19 protein-coding genes and 1 pseudogene are annotated in these 21,344 nt (G+C 42.5%); 16 read left to right on the top strand and 4 right to left on the bottom strand.

The features are described from left to right. Window positions 1-75 precede the first annotated feature (75 nt). From MK396_RS07495 to MK396_RS07480, 4 genes and pseudogenes are all read right to left on the bottom strand, one after another. Window positions 76-1,622, bottom strand: a pseudogene (locus tag MK396_RS07495) (ATP-binding cassette domain-containing protein). A 129-nt stretch (window positions 1,623-1,751) separates the two neighbouring features. After that, window positions 1,752-2,480: a hypothetical protein gene (locus tag MK396_RS07490; RefSeq protein ID WP_268724177.1), complete on the bottom strand. Its 729-nt coding sequence runs from the start codon at window positions 2,478-2,480 to the stop codon at window positions 1,752-1,754. Between the two features lie 15 nt (window positions 2,481-2,495). Further along, window positions 2,496-3,191: an ABC transporter ATP-binding protein gene (locus MK396_RS07485; protein ID WP_000173183.1), complete on the bottom strand. Its 696-nt coding sequence runs from the start codon at window positions 3,189-3,191 to the stop codon at window positions 2,496-2,498. 4 nt (window positions 3,192-3,195) lie between these two features. Continuing rightward, window positions 3,196-3,561 (bottom strand): GntR family transcriptional regulator, encoded by a 366-nt coding sequence (locus MK396_RS07480; protein WP_268724176.1) that lies wholly within the window; start codon window positions 3,559-3,561, stop codon window positions 3,196-3,198. Window positions 3,562-3,701: 140 nt separating this feature from the next. On the opposite strand from MK396_RS07480, the gene nrdR reads away from it, so the two are divergent. The 16 genes from nrdR (at window position 3,702) to MK396_RS07400 (ending at window position 21,044) form a co-directional block, all read left to right on the top strand. Beyond that, window positions 3,702-4,175: a transcriptional regulator NrdR gene (gene nrdR, locus MK396_RS07475; RefSeq protein ID WP_001203678.1), complete on the top strand. Its 474-nt coding sequence runs from the start codon at window positions 3,702-3,704 to the stop codon at window positions 4,173-4,175. Continuing rightward, entirely contained in the window at window positions 4,176-5,339 is a 1,164-nt protein-coding gene (locus MK396_RS07470) for a DnaD domain protein (protein ID WP_268724175.1), read from the top strand. It begins immediately after the preceding gene. Beyond that, window positions 5,340-6,236, top strand: a complete 897-nt coding sequence (dnaI, locus tag MK396_RS07465) for a primosomal protein DnaI (protein ID WP_268724174.1) — start codon at window positions 5,340-5,342, stop codon at window positions 6,234-6,236. After that, window positions 6,233-6,946, top strand: coding sequence for an NADPH-dependent oxidoreductase (locus MK396_RS07460; RefSeq protein WP_268724173.1), 714 nt, complete (start codon window positions 6,233-6,235; stop codon window positions 6,944-6,946). Before dnaI ends, MK396_RS07460 begins: the two co-directional genes overlap by 4 nt. Before the next feature lie 13 nt (window positions 6,947-6,959). After that, window positions 6,960-8,270 carry a ribosome biogenesis GTPase Der gene (der, locus tag MK396_RS07455; RefSeq protein WP_268724172.1) on the top strand — a complete coding sequence of 437 codons (1,311 nt, stop codon included), beginning with the start codon at window positions 6,960-6,962 and terminating at the stop codon, window positions 8,268-8,270. 225 nt (window positions 8,271-8,495) lie between these two features. Then, window positions 8,496-9,344 (top strand): TPM domain-containing protein, encoded by an 849-nt coding sequence (locus tag MK396_RS07450; protein WP_268724171.1) that lies wholly within the window; start codon window positions 8,496-8,498, stop codon window positions 9,342-9,344. Between the two features lie 161 nt (window positions 9,345-9,505). After that, the gene (locus MK396_RS07445; protein WP_000812473.1) at window positions 9,506-10,102 is read left to right on the top strand and encodes a LemA family protein; all 597 of its coding nucleotides are present in this window, start codon (window positions 9,506-9,508) and stop codon (window positions 10,100-10,102) included. Window positions 10,103-10,234: 132 nt separating this feature from the next. Continuing rightward, window positions 10,235-10,525: a hypothetical protein gene (locus MK396_RS07440; protein WP_268724170.1), complete on the top strand. Its 291-nt coding sequence runs from the start codon at window positions 10,235-10,237 to the stop codon at window positions 10,523-10,525. Window positions 10,526-10,668: 143 nt separating this feature from the next. After that, window positions 10,669-11,439 carry a DNA alkylation repair protein gene (locus MK396_RS07435; protein WP_268724169.1) on the top strand — a complete coding sequence of 257 codons (771 nt, stop codon included), beginning with the start codon at window positions 10,669-10,671 and terminating at the stop codon, window positions 11,437-11,439. A 115-nt stretch (window positions 11,440-11,554) separates the two neighbouring features. Continuing rightward, on the top strand, window positions 11,555-14,068 hold the full coding sequence (gene secA / locus MK396_RS07430; protein ID WP_268724168.1) for a preprotein translocase subunit SecA: 2,514 nt from the start codon (window positions 11,555-11,557) through the stop codon (window positions 14,066-14,068). A 79-nt stretch (window positions 14,069-14,147) separates the two neighbouring features. Beyond that, window positions 14,148-15,179 (top strand): 3-deoxy-7-phosphoheptulonate synthase, encoded by a 1,032-nt coding sequence (locus MK396_RS07425; protein WP_268724167.1) that lies wholly within the window; start codon window positions 14,148-14,150, stop codon window positions 15,177-15,179. A gap of 1 nt (window position 15,180) precedes the next feature. Next, window positions 15,181-16,212 (top strand): 3-deoxy-7-phosphoheptulonate synthase, encoded by a 1,032-nt coding sequence (locus MK396_RS07420; protein WP_268724166.1) that lies wholly within the window; start codon window positions 15,181-15,183, stop codon window positions 16,210-16,212. Window positions 16,213-16,256: 44 nt separating this feature from the next. Beyond that, a complete protein-coding gene (gene acpS / locus MK396_RS07415; protein WP_254725997.1) occupies window positions 16,257-16,619 on the top strand; it encodes a holo-ACP synthase in 363 nt (120 codons plus the stop codon). Next, window positions 16,609-17,712 (top strand): alanine racemase, encoded by a 1,104-nt coding sequence (gene alr / locus MK396_RS07410; RefSeq protein ID WP_254725999.1) that lies wholly within the window; start codon window positions 16,609-16,611, stop codon window positions 17,710-17,712. The genes acpS and alr overlap by 11 nt, the downstream gene beginning before the upstream one ends. An 18-nt stretch (window positions 17,713-17,730) precedes the next feature. Next, entirely contained in the window at window positions 17,731-19,746 is a 2,016-nt protein-coding gene (gene recG, locus MK396_RS07405) for an ATP-dependent DNA helicase RecG (RefSeq protein WP_268724165.1), read from the top strand. A 317-nt stretch (window positions 19,747-20,063) separates the two neighbouring features. After that, complete coding sequence (locus tag MK396_RS07400; protein ID WP_268724164.1) at window positions 20,064-21,044, top strand: acetylxylan esterase; 981 nt, start codon at window positions 20,064-20,066, stop codon at window positions 21,042-21,044. Window positions 21,045-21,344 lie beyond the last annotated feature (300 nt).

Below are 21,344 nucleotides of genomic sequence, written 5' to 3'. Positions count from 1 at the left end.
GCATAACAAAGTTTGAAAATGCAGAGCTTGGGGCATTTGCCCAAGACTCTGCATTTTTTGCTATGTTGTAGACTACTACTTTTCTCTGCTTAAGTGAATGACTTGGTCGTAGTGTTTTAAGTCCTCTTCTGTGTAGTGGTGAATGACTTCAATGACTGTTTGAGGTAGGGAGAAGAGCAAGTTACTGATCTTTCTGCTATTTTCCAAGTCAAGATTGGCCTTAATCTCATATGCTAAGATGAGTTGGCTATCATGGTAGAGGGCGCGAGCGATTTCGAGACGTTGTTTCTCGCCACCAGATAGACTATCGTTGCTGAGCATTCGATTTTTCAAATGTTCTAATCCTGTTTTTTGAGGATATGATTTAAAGTCTCTTGATTTTTATCCAGTCCCAGAAGGATATTGTCTTCCAGAGATAACGTGTCAAAGTAATGGCTATCTTGGAGAATATAGGAACTAATACTTGTGATTTCTTGACGTGACAGGTTCTGACCAGCAAAGCTAATCTGTCCACTTGTCGGTGTCTCTTCTCCATGAATGATATTGAGTAGTGTCGTCTTACCAGAGCCGCTTTCGTCGATAATGGCAATTTTTTCTCCTTGCTTGATGTGTATAGAAATAGGAGACAGGAGGCTATTTCCATCTTTTTCTAGGGAGATGGTTTCAAGTTGGATAGGGAAAATATTTTCTATACTTCTAGTCGAGATGGTGTCAGACTGGCCCAAAAGTTTTTTGTATTTGTTGAGAAGAGTTCGAGTCGCTGTTCGAGTGTTGGTAAAGTAGGCCAACTCCTGGAATTGATAGCCCATATTATGGGAAACCAGATAGATGGCCACAAAACTAGCCGCATCTAAATAATTATAGTAGGTCATAAAGCCACCGATGACGATAGGTGTGACAGAACAAAAGGCATCGATGCTATTGATAAAAAGACTGTTTAAAGTTCGTTGTTTTTCATAGTTGATTTCGGTATCCAGACTGGTTTGTAATTGCTTTTGGTAGCGAGCAAAAAAGAAGTCTTGTCCCTGATAATGGCGAATTTGTTGGCTACCGCCAATAAAATTTGTCAAGTTTGATAAGTAGCTCTGGTTAATGGTGGATCGCTTTTCAGAAAGTGAATCTAAACGCTTAGATCCGATAGGACTGCAGAGGACAGGAAAGGAGTAGAAGAGGATGAAAATCAAGCCTAGGTAAAAATTGGTCCATAGTGCATAGAGAATGGACACAGTGGTGAAACCAAGAGAAGAAATAATGATAACCGTTGGCTCAATATAGCTTTCTTCTACTTGTTTGACGTCGTTTTCTAGGTTGGACAAAATATCCTTTTCATCAATCTCATAACTGTTTAAAAATCGCTTGAAAATAGCGCTCTTAATTCCATATTTGAAATCAGTAATCAAACGGGCATAGTAGTAACGTTTTCCAGACAGACCTAGCAATAGAATGAGGTTTCCAAGTATCCCCAGAATCAAAACTTTCCAAAGAAGGCCTAGTTCTTGATTGGTAAAACTAGCAACAATATTTTGAACAAGGGCTGGCGTGATAATCGCTTCCAGCCAAGTAATGGCAATAGAAAAGAAGTAAAGTACGAGGTGTTTCTTAGCAACAAATCTTCTCAGCATAAAGAGTTGGCCTCCGTATCAATATACATGTAATCAGTTTTGAAGTTATTATACTCCTTTTTATTCACTTCTTCATGCAAAATAAATAAAAGAAAAAGTCTAGCGATATAGAGTCGCTAGACCTTTAACTTATTGCAAATTAACCTTATTTTTCAAAATATAGTAGGTACCGAGATAGTAGATAGCTGATAAAAAGAGATCGCGCAGAATTTCTGTACCAATCATCATGTTAAAGTCATTTTCAATTCGGAAAAAGAGAGAAACATAACCAATGACGATGGCAATGACGATATAGGCTAGAATTCCCATAGCTGTTCGATACTCATTAAAGAGTTGTCCGATTGAGATGGAGAGGTAAATGGATAAAATCCATACGATTGATCCGACAAATAGTGATAGGGCATACAGCCAGCCGTAGCTGAGGTAAGGGGAAATGAAGTTATAGAGGACAGTGAAGTCTTTTTCTATTGGTGTTAAGAAGAAGATAATCAATACACTCAAGATAAAGACGATATAGCTTAAGATGGACCAGACAAGACCACCTAAAAGTTTTGCGATGATGATTTGGTGCTCAGAGACAGGCAAGGTTAGGGTCAAGTACCCTTGGCGGTCATAAACACTCCCCTTGAATCTTCGGATGATTAAAAAGATTGTTGCAATCCAAAGAGTGACGCTGAGTCCTCCAAAGACTAGTACCAAAAAGAAGATGAAATAAACAGCATTGTTAGAATTGTAACTCTGGCTAAGGCTACCAAGAAAAGCTCCAATTAAAACTGAAATTGCAAGCACAGCTCCATAGAGCGCTAAATACCATTTATTGACATTCTTAAATTCATAACGAACTAGATTCCAAAACATAATAATCTCCTTTGCTTAGGCTTTAAATTCCTGGCGGAAGAGCTGGTCAATTGATTCACCTGACTCGTAACGAATATCATCAACATTTCCTTGGCGAACGACTTTTCCGTCTTTGAGGAAGATAATCTCATCCAAGATTGGCTCAATATCTGAAATCAAGTGGGTTGAAATCAGGACCGTAGAAGTTGGGGAATAGTTGTTGATGATGGTATTGAGGATATAATCACGAGCAGCTGGATCCACACCTCCGATTGGTTCGTCCAGAACGTAGAGGCGGGCTTCACGGCTCATAACGAGGATTAGTTGGACCTTTTCCTTGTTTCCTTTTGATAATTTCTTTAAGCGACTATTTTCATCAATGCCAAGGTCTGCAAGCAGATGTTGGGCGCGTTCAAGATTGAAATCCTGATAGAAGGTTTTAAAGTAAGTCAGGGCTTCTTTAACCTTCATTTGCTCATTGAGATAAGTTGTGTCTGGTAGATAAGAGACAATCGCCTTGGTAGCAGGACTTGGATCCTGTCCGTTAATGAGGACACGTCCTTTGTCTGGCTGAAGGAGACCGTTAATCAGTTTGATCAAGGTTGTTTTTCCGGATCCGTTTGGTCCAAGGAGCCCGACAATCTTTCCAGCTGAGATCTCTAGTGAGATATTGTCAAGTGCCGCAGTTGCTCCATATGATTTTGATACATTTTCAAGTGCTAGTAGTGTCATAGTCTTAAACTCCTTTGATATAGTCGCTTAATACATTTGGCAGTTCTTCTTTTTTGTAGCCAAATTGAAGCATGCAAGAGACGAAGTGTTGCAGTTGCTCCTCGGAAAGTTGTTTGCGGGACTGAACGATGAGGTCCAAATCCTCGGTGACAAAACGACCAGTTGTTCGCTTGCTACAAACGAAACCTTCACGTTCAAGGTCAGACAAAGCGCGCTGAATGGTATTGGGATTGACCCCAGCCTCGCTCGCCAAATCTCTCACGGTAGGGAGCTGTTGGTTGGGTTCCAGTTTATGGGAAACAATCTGTAGTTTAATTTTTTCCATAATCTGTAAATAAATGGGTTTTGTATTATCAAATGACCAGGACATCATAGTCTCCTTTCTTTGCCTTTATTGTTCTAATCAAATAATACAATAAAACAAAAAACTTGTCAAGTAAAAATAAGAATTGTTTTGGGAATTGCTTAAAAAATGGTATAATGAAAAGAAAACGACAAGGAGGGAAATGCATGCGTTGTCCAAAATGTGGGGCTACCAAGTCTAGTGTTGTTGATAGTCGACAAGCCGAAGAAGGAAATACCATCCGTCGAAGACGTGAGTGCGACGAGTGTCAGCATCGTTTTACAACCTATGAACGAGTAGAAGAAAGAACGCTGGTTGTCGTCAAAAAAGACGGTACGCGAGAACAATTTTCAAGAGATAAAATCTTTAATGGGATTATCCGCTCAGCCCAGAAGCGTCCTGTGTCAAGTGATGAAATCAACATGGTGGTCAATCGTATTGAGCAAAAACTCCGTAGTCGCAGTGAGAATGAGATCCAAAGTGAATATATTGGGTCTTTAGTCATGGAAGAATTGGCAGAGCTTGATGAGATTACCTATGTTCGTTTTGCCAGTGTTTACCGTAGCTTTAAGGACGTGAGTGAGTTGGAGAGCCTTCTCCAGCAGATCACCCAGTCCTCTAAAAAGAAAAAGGAAAAGTAAATGAAGCCAAATGACCGTTTTTCTTTTCTAAAGAATAATCGGGTGTCGCAAGATACCTCTTCTCTGGTGCAGTGCTACCTCCCGATTATCGGTCAGGAGGCACTGAGCCTCTATCTATATGCTATTACCTTTTGGGATGGAGGGCAAAAAGAACACCTCTTTTCCCATATCCTCAACCACTTAAACTTTGGCATGCCGACCTTGCTCCAATCCCTCAAAGTCTTATCTGCTTTAGATTTGTTGACCCTTTATCAGAAGGGAGAAACCTATGAATTGCAGCTTCATTCTCCCCTACCTATTCAGGATTTTTTAAGTCATTCTGTCTATAGCAGATTATTAGAGAAAAAGATTGGGGATACAGCTGTTTCTGCGATGAAGCAGGCTCCAAGTGAGGGAGAAGCACTCTCGGTTTCTTTGAGTCAAGTCTTTCCAACCCTGACTGAAGAAGTGATACCAATCGAGTCTAAAAGCAAGTTAAAAAATGATTTTGACTTGGAACATTTCCAGCGTCTGATGGCTCGAGATGGCTTGCGTTTTGAAGACGAACAAACGGATGTTTTGGAATTGTTCGCCATTGCAGATGAAAAAAAATGGATCTGGTTTGAAACCTATCAATTAGCCAAGGCGACAGCTGTAGCTCAGGTTATTTCAGTCAAACGTATGCGTGAAAAAATAGCACAAAAACCAGCATCTTCTGACTTCAGCCCCAAAGAAATGACCATTATCAGGGAAGCTAAAAATAAAACTCCCCTACAATTTTTAGCGGAAATCAAGCAGACTCGTAAGGGGAACATCACCCAGAGTGAGCGAGAACTTCTTCACCAGATGGCATCTTTAGGCTTGCTGGATGAAGTCATCAATATCGTCTTACTTCTAACTTTTAACAAGGTTGATTCGGCCAATGTCAATGAAAAATATGCTATGAAAGTCGCAAACGACTATGCCTATCGCAAGATTCGGACAGCAGAGGAAGCCGTGCTTCGGATTCGAGAACACCAGCAAAAGGGGCAAGAAGAACAGAAAAACAAGGCCAGCTCAACTAAGACAAATGTTCCCAAGTGGAGTAATCCAGAATATAAAAATCAAACCAGTGAGGAAACTCGTCTGGAACTAGAACGCAAAAAACAAGAAATGTTAGCCCGATTAGAAGAAGGAGGAGACTAGATGGAAAGTGTGGGTGATGTAATCAAACGTCAGACAAGTCGTTTTCAGTATCAGGACTTGGTCCAGCAGATCATGAAGGACCCCGATGTAGCGGCTTTTATCCAGAAAGAATCCCTCAGCCAAGAGGAGTTAAATCGTAGCATCTCCAAGTTCAACCAATATATCACAGAACGGGATAAGTTTCTTCGTGGGGATGCGGACTATATAGCGCGTGGCTACAAGCCTATCTTGGTCATGAATCACGGCTATGCAGATGTATCTTATGAAGAAACACCAGAACTAATCGCGGCTGAAAAAGAGGCGGCAATCAAGAATCGTCTTAAGTTGATCAATCTACCAGCAAGTCTCAAGAAAGCGAAGTTGGCTCAGATTGACCTGGATGATCTAGGACGCTTGCCGATTTTTGAGAGACTCTATTCCTTTGTTGACCTTTACCCAAGCATCCGAAAAGGCCTCTATCTTTATGGAGATTTTGGTGTTGGTAAGAGTTTCATGATGGCGGCCTTAGCTCACGACCTATCTGAAAAACGTGGGGCATCAACGACGATTCTCCACTATCCAAGTTTTGTCATTGATGTAAAAAATGCTATCGGTGAAGGATCTCTCAAGACTTTGGTGGATGAGATCAAGTTAGCAGAAGTCTTGGTCTTGGATGATATTGGTGCAGAACAGTCTACCCCTTGGGTGCGTGATGAGATTCTCCAAGTTATTCTCCAGTATCGTATGCAGGAAGATTTGCCGACCTTCTTTACTTCCAACTTTAATTTCCAAGATTTGGAAAAACATTTTGCCAAAGGAAAGAGTGGGAATGATGAGACTTGGGAAGCTAGACGGGTTATGGAACGAATCCGTTATTTGGCAGAGGAGACAAGACTAGAAGGAGAAAATCGCCGATGACAGAAACAATCAAACTCATGAAAGCTCATACTTCAGTTCGTCGCTTTAAGGAGCAAGAGATTCCTCAAGAGCACTTAAATGAAATCTTGACTGCTGGACAAATGGCGTCATCTTGGAAAAATTTCCAATCCTACTCTGTGATTCTTATACGCAGCCAAGAGAAGAAAGATGCCTTATATGAATTGGTTCCTCAGGAAGCCATTCGCCAGTCAGCTGCTTTCCTACTTTTTGTCGGTGACTTAAACCGAGCTGAAAAGGGAGCAAGCCTTCATACGGATACTTTCCAACCCCAAGGAGTGGAAGGTCTCCTCATCACATCTGTGGATGCTGCGCTTGCTGGACAAAATACCTTGCTTGCGGCTGAGAGTCTGGGATATGGTGGTGTGATTATCGGTTTGGTCCGTTACAAGTCGGAAGAAGTGGCAGAGCTTTTTAATTTGCCTGACTGTACCTACCCCGTTTTTGGGATTGCCCTCGGTGTGCCAAATCAACAACATGATGTCAAACCAAGACTGCCTTTGAACCAAGTGGTATTTGAAGAAGAATACCAAGAACAGCCAGTTGAAGCGATTTTGGACTATGACCAAGTACAGGCAGACTATGCTGGTGCGCGTGCGACGACCTCTTGGAGTCAACGTTTGGCAGAGCAGTTTGGTCAAGCCGAACCTCGTTCAACTCGAAGAAATCTAGAACAGAAAAAGTTATTGTAGAAAGTGAGAAAACATGGCCTTACCAACTATTGCCATTGTGGGACGTCCCAATGTTGGGAAATCGACCCTATTTAATCGGATCGCTGGTGAGCGAATTTCAATCGTAGAAGATGTCGAGGGTGTGACACGTGACCGTATCTATGCAACGGGTGAGTGGCTCAATCGTTCCTTTAGTATGATTGATACTGGAGGGATTGACGACGTCGACGCTCCCTTCATGGAGCAAATCAAGCACCAAGCAGAAATCGCTATGGAAGAAGCTGATGTCATCGTCTTTGTGGTGTCTGGGAAAGAAGGAATCACAGATGCAGATGAGTACGTAGCTCGCAAACTCTATAAAACCCATAAACCTGTTATACTCGCGGTTAACAAGGTTGATAATCCTGAGATGCGAAATGATATCTATGATTTCTATGCTCTGGGCTTGGGTGAACCTCTACCAATCTCGTCTGTCCACGGTATCGGAACAGGGGATGTGCTCGATGCCATCGTGGAAAATCTACCAAATGAGGTTGAAGAAGAAAATCCAGACGTGATTAAATTTAGCTTGATTGGCCGTCCTAACGTTGGAAAATCAAGTTTGATCAACGCTATTTTGGGAGAAGACCGTGTGATTGCTAGTCCAGTAGCTGGGACAACGCGTGATGCCATTGATACCCACTTTACAGATACGGATGGACAAGAGTTTACCATGATTGATACAGCTGGTATGCGTAAGTCTGGTAAAGTCTACGAAAATACAGAAAAATACTCTGTTATGCGTGCCATGCGTGCCATTGACCGTTCTGACGTGGTCTTGATGGTCCTCAATGCCGAGGAAGGTATTCGTGAGTATGATAAGCGTATCGCTGGATTTGCCCACGAAGCCGGTAAAGGGATGATCATCGTGGTCAATAAGTGGGATACCCTTGAAAAAGACAATCACACCATGAAGAAATGGGAAGAAGATATCCGTGAGCAGTTCCAATACTTGCCTTATGCTCCGATTGTCTTTGTCTCTGCTCTGACCAAGCAACGTCTCCACAAACTACCTGAGATGATCAAGCGAATCAGCGAAAGCCAAAACACCCGTATTCCTTCAGCGGTCTTGAACGATGTCATTATGGATGCCATTGCTATCAATCCAACACCGACAGACAAAGGAAAACGCCTCAAGATTTTCTATGCGACCCAAGTGGCAACCAAGCCACCAACCTTTGTCATCTTTGTTAACGAAGAAGAACTTATGCACTTCTCTTACCTGCGCTTCTTGGAAAATCAAATCCGCAAGGCCTTTGTCTTTGAAGGAACACCAATCCATCTCATTGCAAGAAAACGCAAGTAAGCTATGCTTGTTTTCACACAAAAATAAACTAAAAGAAGGCTACGAGGTCTTCTTTTTTCTATCAAAGGAGTAAAAAGGCTTGTCAAATCGGGGACAAAATCTGTCATCAAAATTCAATTATTTTTCTAGATTTTGTAATCTATTTGTAATGAAAATGTACTTTCTTTGTAAAAATCAAAATGCTATAATTCCTTAAATCAATTTTCCTTTATCAGGGAGGTTATTATGAAAAGAAGCAGATTATTTAAACATAATTTGTTGGTTCGCTTGCTTGGATTGCTGATGGTCTTTCTCTTCTTGTCAGCATTCACAGCACCTGAAAAACCTGAGTACGGGATCTATGACCCGGATCATTATTTAACGGATGAGACTATAAGTCAGATTCGGGAATTGAATAATGTCAATAGTAAAAAATCAGAAAAATTCCAGATGGGTGTTTACGTTGTGAAAAGCCTAGATGGAGAAACAATCGAGACTGTCGCTAATGAAACAGCTAGAGCTTGGAAGATTGGCTACTCGGGAGACAATCACGGTGTCTTGATTGTGGTCGCTGTTGAGGATAGAAAATCACGGATTGAAACCAGTAATAATGTGGCCAGTAAGATCACTGACTATCAGACCAATAGATTTTTGAAAACAGCACGACCTTACTTTCAAAAGGGAGACTACAGCAATGGAGTTCTTTCTATATCAAACAATCTCAACTACATGTTTTATAGTGGATCGAGTACGACTGCTTCAAGTTCTAAAAGTAGTTACGATTATGCGACCAACTCTAGTCGCTTAAGGGAACTTGAAAGGTATGCTGGTGAGAGCAGTTCTTCGAGACGGCATCGAAAAAGCAGTTCGAGTGACGGAGTTATCGGATTTGTAGTTCTGATTTACTTCATCGTCATGATTATTGGATTTATATTTGGAGGTCGTGGTGGTTCACATGGCGATGATTCTGGCGGTGGCTGGTGGGGCGGTGACTCATCAGATTCAGGATCCTCTTGGTCTGACTCAGGCTCCGACTCATCTGGAGGCTGGGACGGCGGTGGCTTCGATGGTGGCGGTTCGTCTGATGACTGGTGAGTGATCATATATTGCTCAAACCGATTTCTCCATGCAGTAAGGTGACTCCTTTGCAAGGGTTCACTCCTTCATTAAAAATAAAACCAAAGTTTGGGAAATTGATTTAAAATCTGAGTATTTTCTCAGAAAAGTTGATAAAAGAAAGTGTTAAGGTTTTGAATATGAAACAAAATAAAGTAATTCTCTCAATAGTGGCGATTTTCTTTGGACTTCTAGTTCTGGGAAGTTGTTCCGCAGTGACGACCTATAACGGTCTGGTTGGTGAACAGACTAAAGTGGAGCAGGCTCAGGCCGATGTCTCTACAGCCCTCCAACGTCGTTCAGACTTGATTGGTAACTTGGTCGAGTCTGTCAAAGGACAAATGAATCATGAAACCGAAGTCTTTACCAAGATTGCGGATGCTAGAGCTAAAATCGGTAGTAGCTCAGTAACTTCAGAAGAAAACCAAAAGGCTCAGGGAGAATTGAGCTCAGCTCTTTCCCGCTTGATTTCCTTGACGGAGAATTATCCAGAACTCAAGAGCAATCAAAATGTTGAGCAACTAATGGTCGAACTTTCAGGCAGTGAAAATCGTATCTTTGTAGCACGCAAGGATTATAATAAAGTCGCAGCCGAGTACAATCAAAAGTTGAGAAGTTTTCCAACTGTGCTTTTTGCGAATATGATGAACTTTAAAGAAGCTGAAACCTTTAAAGAAACAGAAGAAGCTAAGACAGTTCCTAAGGTCGATTTTGGAACATCTTCATCAAGTCAATAAAGTGGATCAGCCTATGAATAAAGGAATTTCTCTAGTATGACTAGTGATTTCAAACTCAAACCTGGAAAGTCTTTTCCAGGTTTTTTTGGTATAATAAAAGGGAAGAGACAGTGACTGAAATGGAGGTTTGCTATGGAGAAAACAAAAGCCTTTCTTGAAGCGCACTACAAGAGATATATCTTTACGATTTGCCTTCTCTGGTTCCTCATGTTTTTCCTTCCTTGGGATTGGCAAATAGGAGGAGTTTCAGTATATTATTTCGTTATGAAAAAACTCTTTGTGGTTTTTGGAGTTTTATCCATCCTATACTCCGTGCTGATTAAAAAAATCAGTCTTCTCATCTTTGGAATTATCTTTTGCTTGGCCTTCTGGATCAATCTCTTTTGGTATTTTGGGATATTGCCTGTATTCTTGGGAAATTAAACATTAAAAAATAAAGGACTAGACTAGCTTCTAGTCCTTTTTTCTTTCTTATTAAAATAGTTGGAGATATAAAAATAATTTTGTTGACAGCTGTCTGTATGATATAATAAGTCCCGTAAAAAGAAGATTAAGGGATTTGAAAAATGGCTAAAAAAGTAAAAGATTATTATGACTTGGCTTATGCTATGGATTTGAGTCGACGGTTGAAAGAAGCGTCCCCTGCATTTAATGAGCGAAAGTTTAGGCTGTTGTTAGAAAAAGACTTGGAAGAGTTGGAGTTTAGCCAGCGTCAAGAACTCTTGGCTAAAAGTATCAAAGATTGCCTTCCCCTATCTTATGAGGACTCTCTCAAGGTTTTTGAGAAAATTTTGGGTCCTGAGTTAGAGGGTGGTTTAGGTATGTTCTCAGAAGGATATTGGCTTTGGCCAATCGGAAAATATGCAGAGCTATTTGAGGACAAGGAATTTGAATTGAGCGCGGCCTTTAGTAAGGAACTAACCAAGCGATTTACTGGAGAATTTTCCATGAGACCCTTGCTGGCTCGTTATCCTAAAGATACAATGGTTTTGCTGTTAGAATGGAGTCAGGATGAAAATTTGCGCGTTCGCAGACTTGCCAGCGAATGCATGCGTATCCGTCTGCCTTGGGCTAAGAGACAAACCGTGGTATTGGATTATTTTGAGGATTTTACCACTATTCTGACCAATCTAAAGGATGATAGAGACAAGTCCATTCAAAAAAGTGTAGCCAATAATCTAAATGATTTGTACAAGGAAGATCCTGATAAGTTTGAAAGGATTCTTCAAACTTGGCAAAAGGAGGAGCTGAGTCCAAGTTGTGCTTGGATCATCAAGCATGCATCTCGAACAAAAAACAAAAAGGTAGCCACAGAAGATTTATGCAAAAAAAGCTGAATTTTGGCTGGCCTTTTCCGTTGTAAATTAAGGATTCTTTCTTGAAAAATAATGGTAAATATGCTAAAATTAAAAGAACATTCTAAAATATTCAGAATAAAAAGTAAGGAAAATCATGGCTAATATTTTAAAAACGATTATTGAAAATGATAAAGGAGAACTTCGTCGTCTGGAAAAGATGGCTGATAAGGTTCTTAACTATGAGAGCCAAATGGCTGCAATGTCAGACGAAGAACTAAAAGCGAAAACTGACGAATTTAAAGAACGATACAATAAGGGTGAATCACTTGATTCATTGCTCTATGAGGCTTTTGCGGTAGTTCGTGAAGCTGCAAAACGTGTCCTTGGGCTTTTCCCTTATAAGGTTCAGGTCATGGGTGGGATTGTTCTTCACCATGGTGACGTTCCAGAGATGCGTACCGGTGAAGGGAAGACCTTGACAGCGACCATGCCAGTGTACCTCAATGCCCTTGCAGGTAAAGGGGTTCACGTAGTTACAGTCAACGAATACCTAACAGAACGTGACGCGACTGAAATGGGTGAATTGTACTCATGGCTCGGTCTGTCAGTAGGGATTAACTTGGCAGCTAAATCTCCAATGGAGAAAAAAGAGGCTTACCTTTGTGATATTACCTACTCAACAAACTCAGAGATTGGTTTCGACTACCTTCGTGATAACATGGTCGTTCGTGCAGAAAACATGGTGCAACGTCCACTCAATTATGCCTTGGTCGATGAGGTTGACTCAATTTTGATCGACGAAGCTCGTACACCATTGATCGTTTCAGGTGCCAACGCAGTTGAAACAAGCCAACTCTACCATATGGCGGACCACTTCGTGAAATCTTTGGACAAGGACGACTATATCATTGACGTTCAGTCTAAGACGATCGGTTTGTCAGATTCTGGTATCGACAAGGCTGAAAGCTACTTCAAACTAGAAAATCTCTATGACATTGAAAATGTAGCTCTTACTCACTTTATCGACAATGCCCTCCGTGCTAACTATATCATGATTCTCGATATCGACTATGTGGTTAGTGAAGAACAAGAAATCTTGATTGTCGACCAATTTACAGGTCGTACCATGGAAGGTCGTCGTTACTCGGATGGTTTGCACCAAGCGATTGAAGCAAAAGAAGGTGTGCCAATCCAAGACGAGACCAAGACTTCAGCTTCTATTACCTATCAAAACCTCTTCCGTATGTATAAGAAATTGGCAGGTATGACAGGTACTGGTAAAACAGAAGAAGAAGAATTCCGCGAAATTTACAACATTCGTGTTATCCCAATCCCAACCAACCGTCCAATCCAACGTATCGACCACTCAGACCTTCTCTATGCCAGTCTTGATGCGAAGTTTAAGGCTGTAGTTGAAGATGTAAAAGTTCGTCACCAAAAAGGTCAGCCGGTCTTGGTAGGTACAGTTGCAGTTGAAACGAGTGACTTTCTTTCTAAGAAACTGGTAGAGGCGGGTGTTCCTCACGAAGTCTTGAACGCGAAGAACCACTACAGAGAAGCGCAAATCATCATGAACGCTGGTCAGCGTGGCGCAGTTACTATCGCAACCAACATGGCCGGTCGTGGTACCGATATCAAGCTTGGCGAAGGGGTTCGTGAACTTGGTGGACTTTGTGTCATTGGTACAGAACGTCACGAAAGTCGCCGTATTGATAATCAGCTTCGTGGACGTTCAGGGCGTCAAGGAGACCCAGGTGAGTCACAATTCTACTTGTCTCTTGAAGATGATTTGATGAAACGTTTCGGTTCAGAACGTTTGAAAGGTGTCTTTGAACGTCTTAACATGTCTGATGAAGCCATCGAATCTCGCATGTTAACGCGTCAAGTTGAAGCGGCTCAAAAACGTGTCGAAGGAAACAACTACGACACTCGTAAACAAGTCCTTCAATACGATGATGTTATGCGTGAACAACGTGAAATCATCTATGCACAACGTTATGATGTCATTACTGCAGATCGTGACTTGGCACCAGAAATCCATGCTATGATCCGTCGTACCATTGGCCGAATCGTAGATGCGCATGCTCGTTCGAAAGAAGATGAAAAACTGGAAGCAATCTTGAACTTTGCTAAATATAACTTGCTTCCAGAAGATTCAATCAGCCGTTCAGATTTTGTAGGTCTGTCAGATCAGGCCATCAAAGATGAACTGTATCAACGTGCATTGAAGGTTTATGATAGCCAAGTTGCCAAACTTCGTGATGAAGAAGCAGTGAAAGAGTTCCAGAAGGTCTTGATCCTACGTGTTGTAGACAACAAGTGGACAGACCATATCGATGCTCTTGACCAGTTGCGAAATGCTGTTGGTCTTCGTGGATATGCCCAAAACAACCCTGTTGTAGAATATCAAGCAGAAGGTTTCCGCATGTTTAATGACATGATTGGATCAATTGAATTCGATGTGACCCGCCTGATGATGAAAGCGCAAATCCACGAACAGGAACGTCCTCAAACTGAGCACAATATCAGTACAACTGCGACTCGTAATATCGCAGCGCAGCAGACTCAGCTTCCAAAAGATGTGGACTTGAGCCAAATTGGACGAAATGATCAATGCCCATGTGGCTCTGGTAAGAAATTCAAGAACTGTCATGGTAAGAGACAATAATATGAGATAAGATACAGGCGGATACCTGGTAAAAGTCATTTTTTGCTTGGTGTCCGTTTGCTTTATAAGGAGATGAATCATGGTATTTACAGCTAAAAGTCCTAAAATTAACATTGAAGAAGTTCGAGCCTTGTCTAAATTGGAGGGGGCGGCTCTTGCGAGAAAAAACCAACGTGATCAGGAATTGGAAGCCATCATCCGTGGGAAAGACCAGCGTATTCTCTTGGTGATTGGACCATGTTCATCTGATAACGAAGAAGCGGTTCTCGAGTATGCCAAACGTCTATCTACTTTGCAAGAAGAGGTTAAAGACCGCATTTTTATGGTCATGCGTGTCTATACGGCTAAACCTCGTACCAATGGAGACGGCTATAAGGGCTTGATTCATCAACCAAATGCTAAAGAAGCACCTAGCTTGATCAATGGAATCAAGGCTGTTCGTCATTTACATTACCGCGTTATTTCTGAGACTGGCATGACAACAGCGGATGAGATGCTTTATCCTGAAAATCTTCCGCTGGTGGATGATTTGATTTCTTATATGGCTGTTGGAGCCCGTTCTGTAGAGGATCAACAGCACCGTTTTGTAGCGAGTGGAGCAGACTTTTCAACAGGATTTAAAAATCCAACATCTGGAAATCTCAATGTTATGTTTAACGGGATTTATGCAGCGCAAAATAAACAGAGTTTCCTCTTTCTTGGTAAAGAGGTGGAAACAACGGGGAATCCATTGTCCCACGCAATTCTTCGCGGTGCCTTGAATGAATACGGGAAAAATATTCCTAACTACTACTATGACAATTTGATGGATACCATTGCCCAGTATGAAAAGATGGGCTTAGAAAATCCCTTTATCATCATTGATACCAATCATGACAATTCAGGCAAGCAGTACATGGATCAAATCCGTATCGTTCGTCAGACCTTGATTAACCGTGACTGGAATGAGAAGATCAAAAAATACGTTCGTGGTTTTATGATTGAGTCCTATCTAGAAGATGGACGTCAAAATGAACCAGAAGTTTTTGGGAAGTCCATTACAGATCCGTGTCTAGGATGGGACAACACAGAAGCACTTGTTCGCGAAATTTACCAAACGCTAGGAGAGTAAGATGGCATTTATCGAAAAAGGTCAAGAAATTGATATTGAGGCAATCAAGGCTGCGACCCAGTTGTCACCTGAAGCCTTGCGAAAGAAAGAAGCCCGCGATAGAGAGCTGGCAGCCATCATCTCAGGTGAGGATGACCGAATCCTTTTGGTGATGGGGCCTTGCTCTTCGGACAATGAAGAAGCAGTACTCGAATATGCTCGTCGCTTAGCAGACTTGCAGAAAAAAGTTGCGGATAGAATCTTTATCGTGATGCGTGTCTATACGGCTAAACCTCGTACCAATGGAGATGGCTATAAGGGTTTGGTTCATCAGCCGGATACTTCGAAAGCTCCAAGCCTGATTAATGGCTTGCAAGCTGTTCGTCAGTTGCACTACCGTGTGATTACCGAAACTGGATTGACAACAGCTGATGAGATGCTCTATCCGTCAAACCTCGTTTTGGTTGATGACCTGGTCAGCTACCATGCTGTTGGGGCTCGTTCCGTGGAAGACCAGGAACACCGCTTTGTAGCCTCTGGGATTGATGCTCCGGTTGGGATGAAAAATCCAACATCTGGAAATCTTGGGGTCATGTTTAATGCTATCTATGCAGCTCAAAACAAGCAAACCTTCCTTTACCATGGCCAAGAAGTGGAAACTTCAGGAAATCCTTTGGCCCACGTTATCCTTCGTGGTGCCATGAACGAATATGGTAAAAATGAACCCAATTTCTACTATGAAACCCTCTTAAATGCCATCAATCGCTATGAGACTATGGGACTTGAAAATCCCTTCATTATCATCGATACTAATCATGACAATTCTGGCAAGCAATATATGGAACAAATTCGCATTGTTCGTCAAGCCTTGCTGAATCGTGATTGGAATGAAAAGATTAAAAAGACGGTTCGAGGCTTTATGATCGAATCTTACCTAGCAGATGGTCGCCAAAATCAACCAGAGATCTTTGGTTGCTCCATAACGGACCCTTGTCTAGGTTGGGAAAATACAGTAGCCTTGGTAGAAGAAATTTATACTACCTTAACAAAATAAGTGAAAAGGATGGAGTTGGGGGAATCTCAGCTCCTTTTGTGAGTATGATAGTTGGACACGGAATTGACATCGAAGAATTAGCTTCGATAGAAAAAGCAGTTACACGACGTGAGGGCTTTGCCAAGCGCGTGCTGACTGCTAAAGAAATGGAGCTCTTTACCAGTCTCAAAGGGCGCAGACAGATCGAATACTTGGCAGGCCGCTGGTCAGCTAAGGAGGCCTTTTCCAAGGCTATGGGGACAGGAATTGGCAAACTGACCTTTCAGGATTTGGAAGTTTTGAACAATGAACGCGGGGCTCCCTATTTTAGTCAGGCACCATTTTCAGGAAAAATTTGGCTATCGATCAGCCATACAGATCAGTTTGTGACAGCCAGTGTCATTTTGGAGGAAAATCATGAAAGCTAGTCCACATAGACCAACCAAGGCTCTGATATATCTGGGAGCTATTCGACAAAATATTCAGCAAATGGGGGCTCATATCCCTGAAAGAACGCTCAAGTGGGCAGTGGTCAAGGCCAATGCCTATGGTCATGGCGCAGTAGCTGTTGCCACAGCTATTCAAGATGATGTTGATGGATTTTGTGTTTCCAATATTGATGAAGCCATCGAGTTGCGTCAAGCAGGTATAAACAAGAAAATTCTCATCTTAGGAGTTTCTGAGCTAGAAGCTGTTTCTCTAGCAAAAGAATACGACATCATCTTGACAGTGGCAGGATTGGAGTGGATTCAAGCACTCTTAGCTAGGGAGACAGATTTATCTGGCTTAACAGTTCACCTCAAGATTGACTCAGGGATGGGACGGATTGGCTTCCGTGATTCCAGTGAGGCAGAGCAGGCTCAAGCCTTGCTCCAACAACACGGTGCTCGCGTTGAGGGGATTTTTACCCACTTTGCTACTGCAGATGAAGAATCAGATACCTATTTTAATACCCAGTTAGAACGATTTAAAGCTATTTTGGCAAGTATGAAGGAAGTTCCAGAGCTGGTTCATGCCAGCAATTCGGCAACGACCCTCTGGCATGCAGAGACTATTTTCAATGCAGTCCGTATGGGAGACGCCATGTATGGTCTCAATCCAAGTGGAGAGGTCTTGAACTTACCCTATGATTTGACTCCAGCCTTGAGTTTGGAGTCTGCCCTTGTTCATGTCAAGACAGTTTCAGCTGGAGCTTGCATGGGCTATGGAGCGACTTATCAAGCCAATAGTGAACAAGTCATTGCGACGGTGCCAATCGGCTATGCGGATGGTTGGACACGAGACATGCAGAATTTCTCTGTCTTGGTAGATGGTCAAGCTTGCCCAATCGTCGGACGAGTATCTATGGACCAAATTACCATTCGTTTGCCTAAGGTTTACCCACTAGGAACAAAAGTAACCCTGATCGGCACAAACGGTGACAAGGAAATCACAGCAACTCAGGTAGCGACCTACCGTGGAACCATTAACTATGAGGTGGTTTGCCTCCTCAGCGATCGCATTCCGAGAGAATATTATTAAAAAAGAAAGGAGTGGAGCATGAATCTACATCAACCCTTGCATGTCTTGCCTGGTGTGGGGCCAAAGTCAGCAGAGAAATACGCCAAACTAGGAATTGAAAACTTGCAAGACCTCTTGCTCTACTTTCCTTTCCGTTATGAAGATTTCAAGACCAAGCAGGTGATGGAGCTGGAAGACGGAGAAAAGGCTGTCCTGTCTGGTCAAGTCGTAACTCCTCCAAGTGTCCAGTATTATGGTTTTAAGCGCAATCGTCTGCGTTTTAGTCTCAAGCAGGGAGAAGTCGTTTTTGCGGTGAATTTTTTTAACCAACCCTATCTGGCTGATAAGATAGAGTTGGGAGCAACCCTGGCTGTCTTTGGAAAATGGGACCGTGCTAAGGCCAGTCTGACTGGGATGAAGGTTCTGGCTCAGGTGGAAGATGACCTCCAACCTGTTTATCGTCTGGCTCAAGGAATCAGTCAGGCCAGTCTGGTCAAGGTCATCAAGACAGCCTTTGATAAGGGGTTGGACCTCTTGATAGAGGAAAATCTTCCCCAGTCTTTACTGGATAAATACAAACTCATGTCCCGTTGTCAGGCTGTCCGTGCCATGCATTTCCCCAAGGATTTGGCAGAATACAAGCAGGCCCTTCGCCGGATCAAGTTTGAGGAACTCTTTTATTTTCAAATGCAGTTGCAGTCACTCAAGTCTGAAAATAGAGTTCAGGGAAGCGGTCTGGTTCTGAACTGGTCCCAGGAAAAAGTGACAGCCGTTAAAGAAAATCTGCCATTTGACCTAACCCAAGCTCAAGAAAAGAGTTTGCAGGAGATTTTGACCGACATGAAGTCCGACCATCACATGAATCGTCTCCTACAAGGGGATGTGGGGAGCGGAAAAACGGTGATCGCTGGCTTGGCCATGTTTGCGGCGGTGACGGCTGGCTACCAGGCTGCTCTCATGGTGCCGACAGAAACCCTTGCGGAGCAACACTTTGACAGTCTACAGAGCCTCTTTCCAGACTTGAAACTCGCTCTCTTGACAGGTTCCTTAAAAGCTGCAGAAAAGAGAGCGGTCTTGGAGACCATTGCCAAGGGTGAGGCTGATTTGATTATCGGGACTCATGCTTTGATACAAGATGGGGTGGATTATGCTCGTCTTGGTTTGATTATCATCGATGAGCAGCATCGTTTTGGTGTGGGGCAAAGGCGTGTTCTGCGGGAAAAAGGGGACAATCCAGATGTCCTCATGATGACGGCGACGCCCATTCCACGAACCTTGGCTATCACAGCCTTTGGCGATATGGATGTTTCCATTATCGACCAGATGCCAGCAGGGCGGAAGCCTATTGTGACGCGTTGGATTAAGCATGAGCAGCTGCCTCAGGTCTTGACTTGGTTAGAGGGGGAAATCCAAAAAGGTTTGCAAGCCTATGTCATCTCTCCTTTGATTGAAGAATCTGAAGCTCTGGATCTGAAAAATGCCATTGCCTTATCTGAGGAGTTGACAGCTCATTTTGCCGGCAAGGCTGAAGTAGCTCTTCTACACGGTAAGATGAAGAGTGACGAAAAAGACCAGATCATGCAGGAGTTCAAAGAGAGAAAGACTGATATTTTGGTTTCGACAACGGTTATCGAGGTTGGGGTCAATGTTCCCAATGCGACAGTTATGATTATCATGGATGCCGACCGGTTCGGTCTCAGCCAGCTTCACCAGCTCAGAGGTCGTGTGGGTCGGGGGGACAAACAGTCCTATGCTGTTCTCGTTGCTAATCCCAAGACGGACTCTGGGAAGGACCGCATGCGTATCATGACAGAAACGACTAATGGATTTGTCCTTGCGGAGGAAGATTTGAAAATGCGTGGTTCTGGTGAGATTTTTGGAACCAGACAGTCAGGACTTCCAGAGTTTCAAGTGGCTGATATTATCGAAGATTTTCCGATTTTAGAAGAAGCCAGAAAGGTTGCCAGCTACATTAGTTCGATAGAAGGTTGGCAAGAGGATCCGGAGTGGCGCATGATTGCTCTCCACTTAGAAAGGAGAGAACATCTGGATTAAGCCTTTTCTAAGAAATCTATAAGCTAGCTTTTAGATTTGGTTCTTATACTAGAGTCATCAAAAAGAAACGAGGACTCTCACATGACGATTAAAGTAACCTACCAAAAGAAATTCCAAACCGTCAAACTAGAGAAAGGAGCTAGCACCTATTGATACACGAAGAGCGGAAACGCTCTTTTTATTTTTAAAACTACTTTCAGACGATAGGTTTGAGGAAAGAGAATCTAAAATCACTTTCTGTTTATCTTTCTTTCTTGCATTGCTTTCCTAGATATGCTAGAGTTATGATAGCGATTACAAAACTAAAGGAGCATGCTATGAAAAATCCAGTTTTACTAGAAGAAATCAAGACCTATCTAGGACGGGATGAGATTCCAGAAGACTTTGATGCTTTCTGGGATGAAGAGGTCAAAAAAGTTTCATCTCTTCCAGCCTACCAGTTGGAGGAAAGAGATTTCCATATTCCTCAAGTCAAGTGCTATGAGCTCACTTTTGAAGGAACCAATGAAGGCAAGGTTTATGCGCGTGTCGTCCTTCCAAAGAGTGAAGGTAAAGTTCCGTTAATTTTCCATTTCCATGGCTATATGGGACGTGGTTGGGACTGGGCTGACATGCTGGCCTTTACCGTGGCTGGTTACGGTGTTGTCTCCATGGACGTTCGAGGTCAGTCGGGCTATTCGCAAGACGGCTTGCGCTCTCCACTAGGAAATACGGTGAAGGGACATATCATCCGTGGTGCTGTTGAGGGTAGGGAACATCTCTTTTATAAGGATGTTTATCTGGATATTTACCAGTTGATTGAAATTGTTGCTAGTCTACCTGAGATTGATGAGAAGCGACTTTCAAGTTATGGTGCCTCACAAGGGGGGGCTTTAGCCCTGGTTGCAGCAGCGCTCAATCCTCGGATTCAGAAAACCGTTGCCATCTATCCTTTCTTGTCAGACTTTAGACGAGTGCTTGAGATTGGCAATACCAGTGAGGCCTATGATGAACTCTTCCGTTATTTCAAGTTCCACGATCCCTTCCATGAAACAGAGGAGGAAATCATGGCGACCCTTGCCTATATCGATGTGAAAAATCTTGCCCATCGTATCACGGGTGAGGTCAAGATGATTACAGGCTTGGACGACGATGTTTGCTATCCTATTACCCAGTTTGCGATTTACAACCGTCTGACCTGTGACAAGGCCTATCGCATCATGCCAGAGTATGCCCACGAAGCCATGAATGTTTTTGTCAATGACCAAGTCTATAACTGGCTCTGTGGCAGTGAAATTCCTTTTAAGTACGTAAGATAATGAATGAGAGCCCAGAAGCTCTCTTTTTTATGTCCAAAACCTGAAAGTACTTTTAGAAAATTTAAAATATTAAAATATTCTTAAAAGTAAAATCTATTCTGTGAGAACATAGATATAAATATAAGACTTTGTTGTATAATAAAGGAAAAGTCACTTGTGAAAGGAGGAAAAAGACTGCTGGGTGATTAAAGAATGCCTTAGCAGAAAATGGGAGAGGATTGGGAGCTCTCATTAAGTTGGATACTTTCTTGTAAAACTTGTCTCTTGAGAGACAATAAAAATTTTTAAAGAAAAAGAAAG

This window comes from Streptococcus oralis (assembly GCF_026782235.1).
Taxonomy (GTDB): domain Bacteria; phylum Bacillota; class Bacilli; order Lactobacillales; family Streptococcaceae; genus Streptococcus; species Streptococcus oralis_CC.
This window is presented reverse-complemented; position numbering and strand designations above follow the sequence as displayed.

Excerpts from the sequence above, each read along its gene's own strand:
- MK396_RS07490 (WP_268724177.1), bottom strand. The coding sequence starts at position 2,480 with ATGTTTTGGAATCTAGTTCGTTATGAATTTAAGAATGTCAATAAATGG.
- MK396_RS07485 (WP_000173183.1), bottom strand. The coding sequence starts at position 3,191 with ATGACACTACTAGCACTTGAAAATGTATCAAAATCATATGGAGCAACT.
- MK396_RS07480 (WP_268724176.1), bottom strand. The coding sequence starts at position 3,561 with ATGTCCTGGTCATTTGATAATACAAAACCCATTTATTTACAGATTATG.
- nrdR (WP_001203678.1), top strand. The coding sequence starts at position 3,702 with ATGCGTTGTCCAAAATGTGGGGCTACCAAGTCTAGTGTTGTTGATAGT.
- MK396_RS07470 (WP_268724175.1), top strand. The coding sequence starts at position 4,176 with ATGAAGCCAAATGACCGTTTTTCTTTTCTAAAGAATAATCGGGTGTCG.
- dnaI (WP_268724174.1), top strand. The coding sequence starts at position 5,340 with ATGGAAAGTGTGGGTGATGTAATCAAACGTCAGACAAGTCGTTTTCAG.
- MK396_RS07460 (WP_268724173.1), top strand. The coding sequence starts at position 6,233 with ATGACAGAAACAATCAAACTCATGAAAGCTCATACTTCAGTTCGTCGC.
- der (WP_268724172.1), top strand. The coding sequence starts at position 6,960 with ATGGCCTTACCAACTATTGCCATTGTGGGACGTCCCAATGTTGGGAAA.
- MK396_RS07450 (WP_268724171.1), top strand. The coding sequence starts at position 8,496 with ATGAAAAGAAGCAGATTATTTAAACATAATTTGTTGGTTCGCTTGCTT.
- MK396_RS07445 (WP_000812473.1), top strand. The coding sequence starts at position 9,506 with ATGAAACAAAATAAAGTAATTCTCTCAATAGTGGCGATTTTCTTTGGA.
- MK396_RS07440 (WP_268724170.1), top strand. The coding sequence starts at position 10,235 with ATGGAGAAAACAAAAGCCTTTCTTGAAGCGCACTACAAGAGATATATC.
- MK396_RS07435 (WP_268724169.1), top strand. The coding sequence starts at position 10,669 with ATGGCTAAAAAAGTAAAAGATTATTATGACTTGGCTTATGCTATGGAT.
- secA (WP_268724168.1), top strand. The coding sequence starts at position 11,555 with ATGGCTAATATTTTAAAAACGATTATTGAAAATGATAAAGGAGAACTT.
- MK396_RS07425 (WP_268724167.1), top strand. The coding sequence starts at position 14,148 with ATGGTATTTACAGCTAAAAGTCCTAAAATTAACATTGAAGAAGTTCGA.
- MK396_RS07420 (WP_268724166.1), top strand. The coding sequence starts at position 15,181 with ATGGCATTTATCGAAAAAGGTCAAGAAATTGATATTGAGGCAATCAAG.
- acpS (WP_254725997.1), top strand. The coding sequence starts at position 16,257 with ATGATAGTTGGACACGGAATTGACATCGAAGAATTAGCTTCGATAGAA.
- alr (WP_254725999.1), top strand. The coding sequence starts at position 16,609 with ATGAAAGCTAGTCCACATAGACCAACCAAGGCTCTGATATATCTGGGA.
- recG (WP_268724165.1), top strand. The coding sequence starts at position 17,731 with ATGAATCTACATCAACCCTTGCATGTCTTGCCTGGTGTGGGGCCAAAG.
- MK396_RS07400 (WP_268724164.1), top strand. The coding sequence starts at position 20,064 with ATGAAAAATCCAGTTTTACTAGAAGAAATCAAGACCTATCTAGGACGG.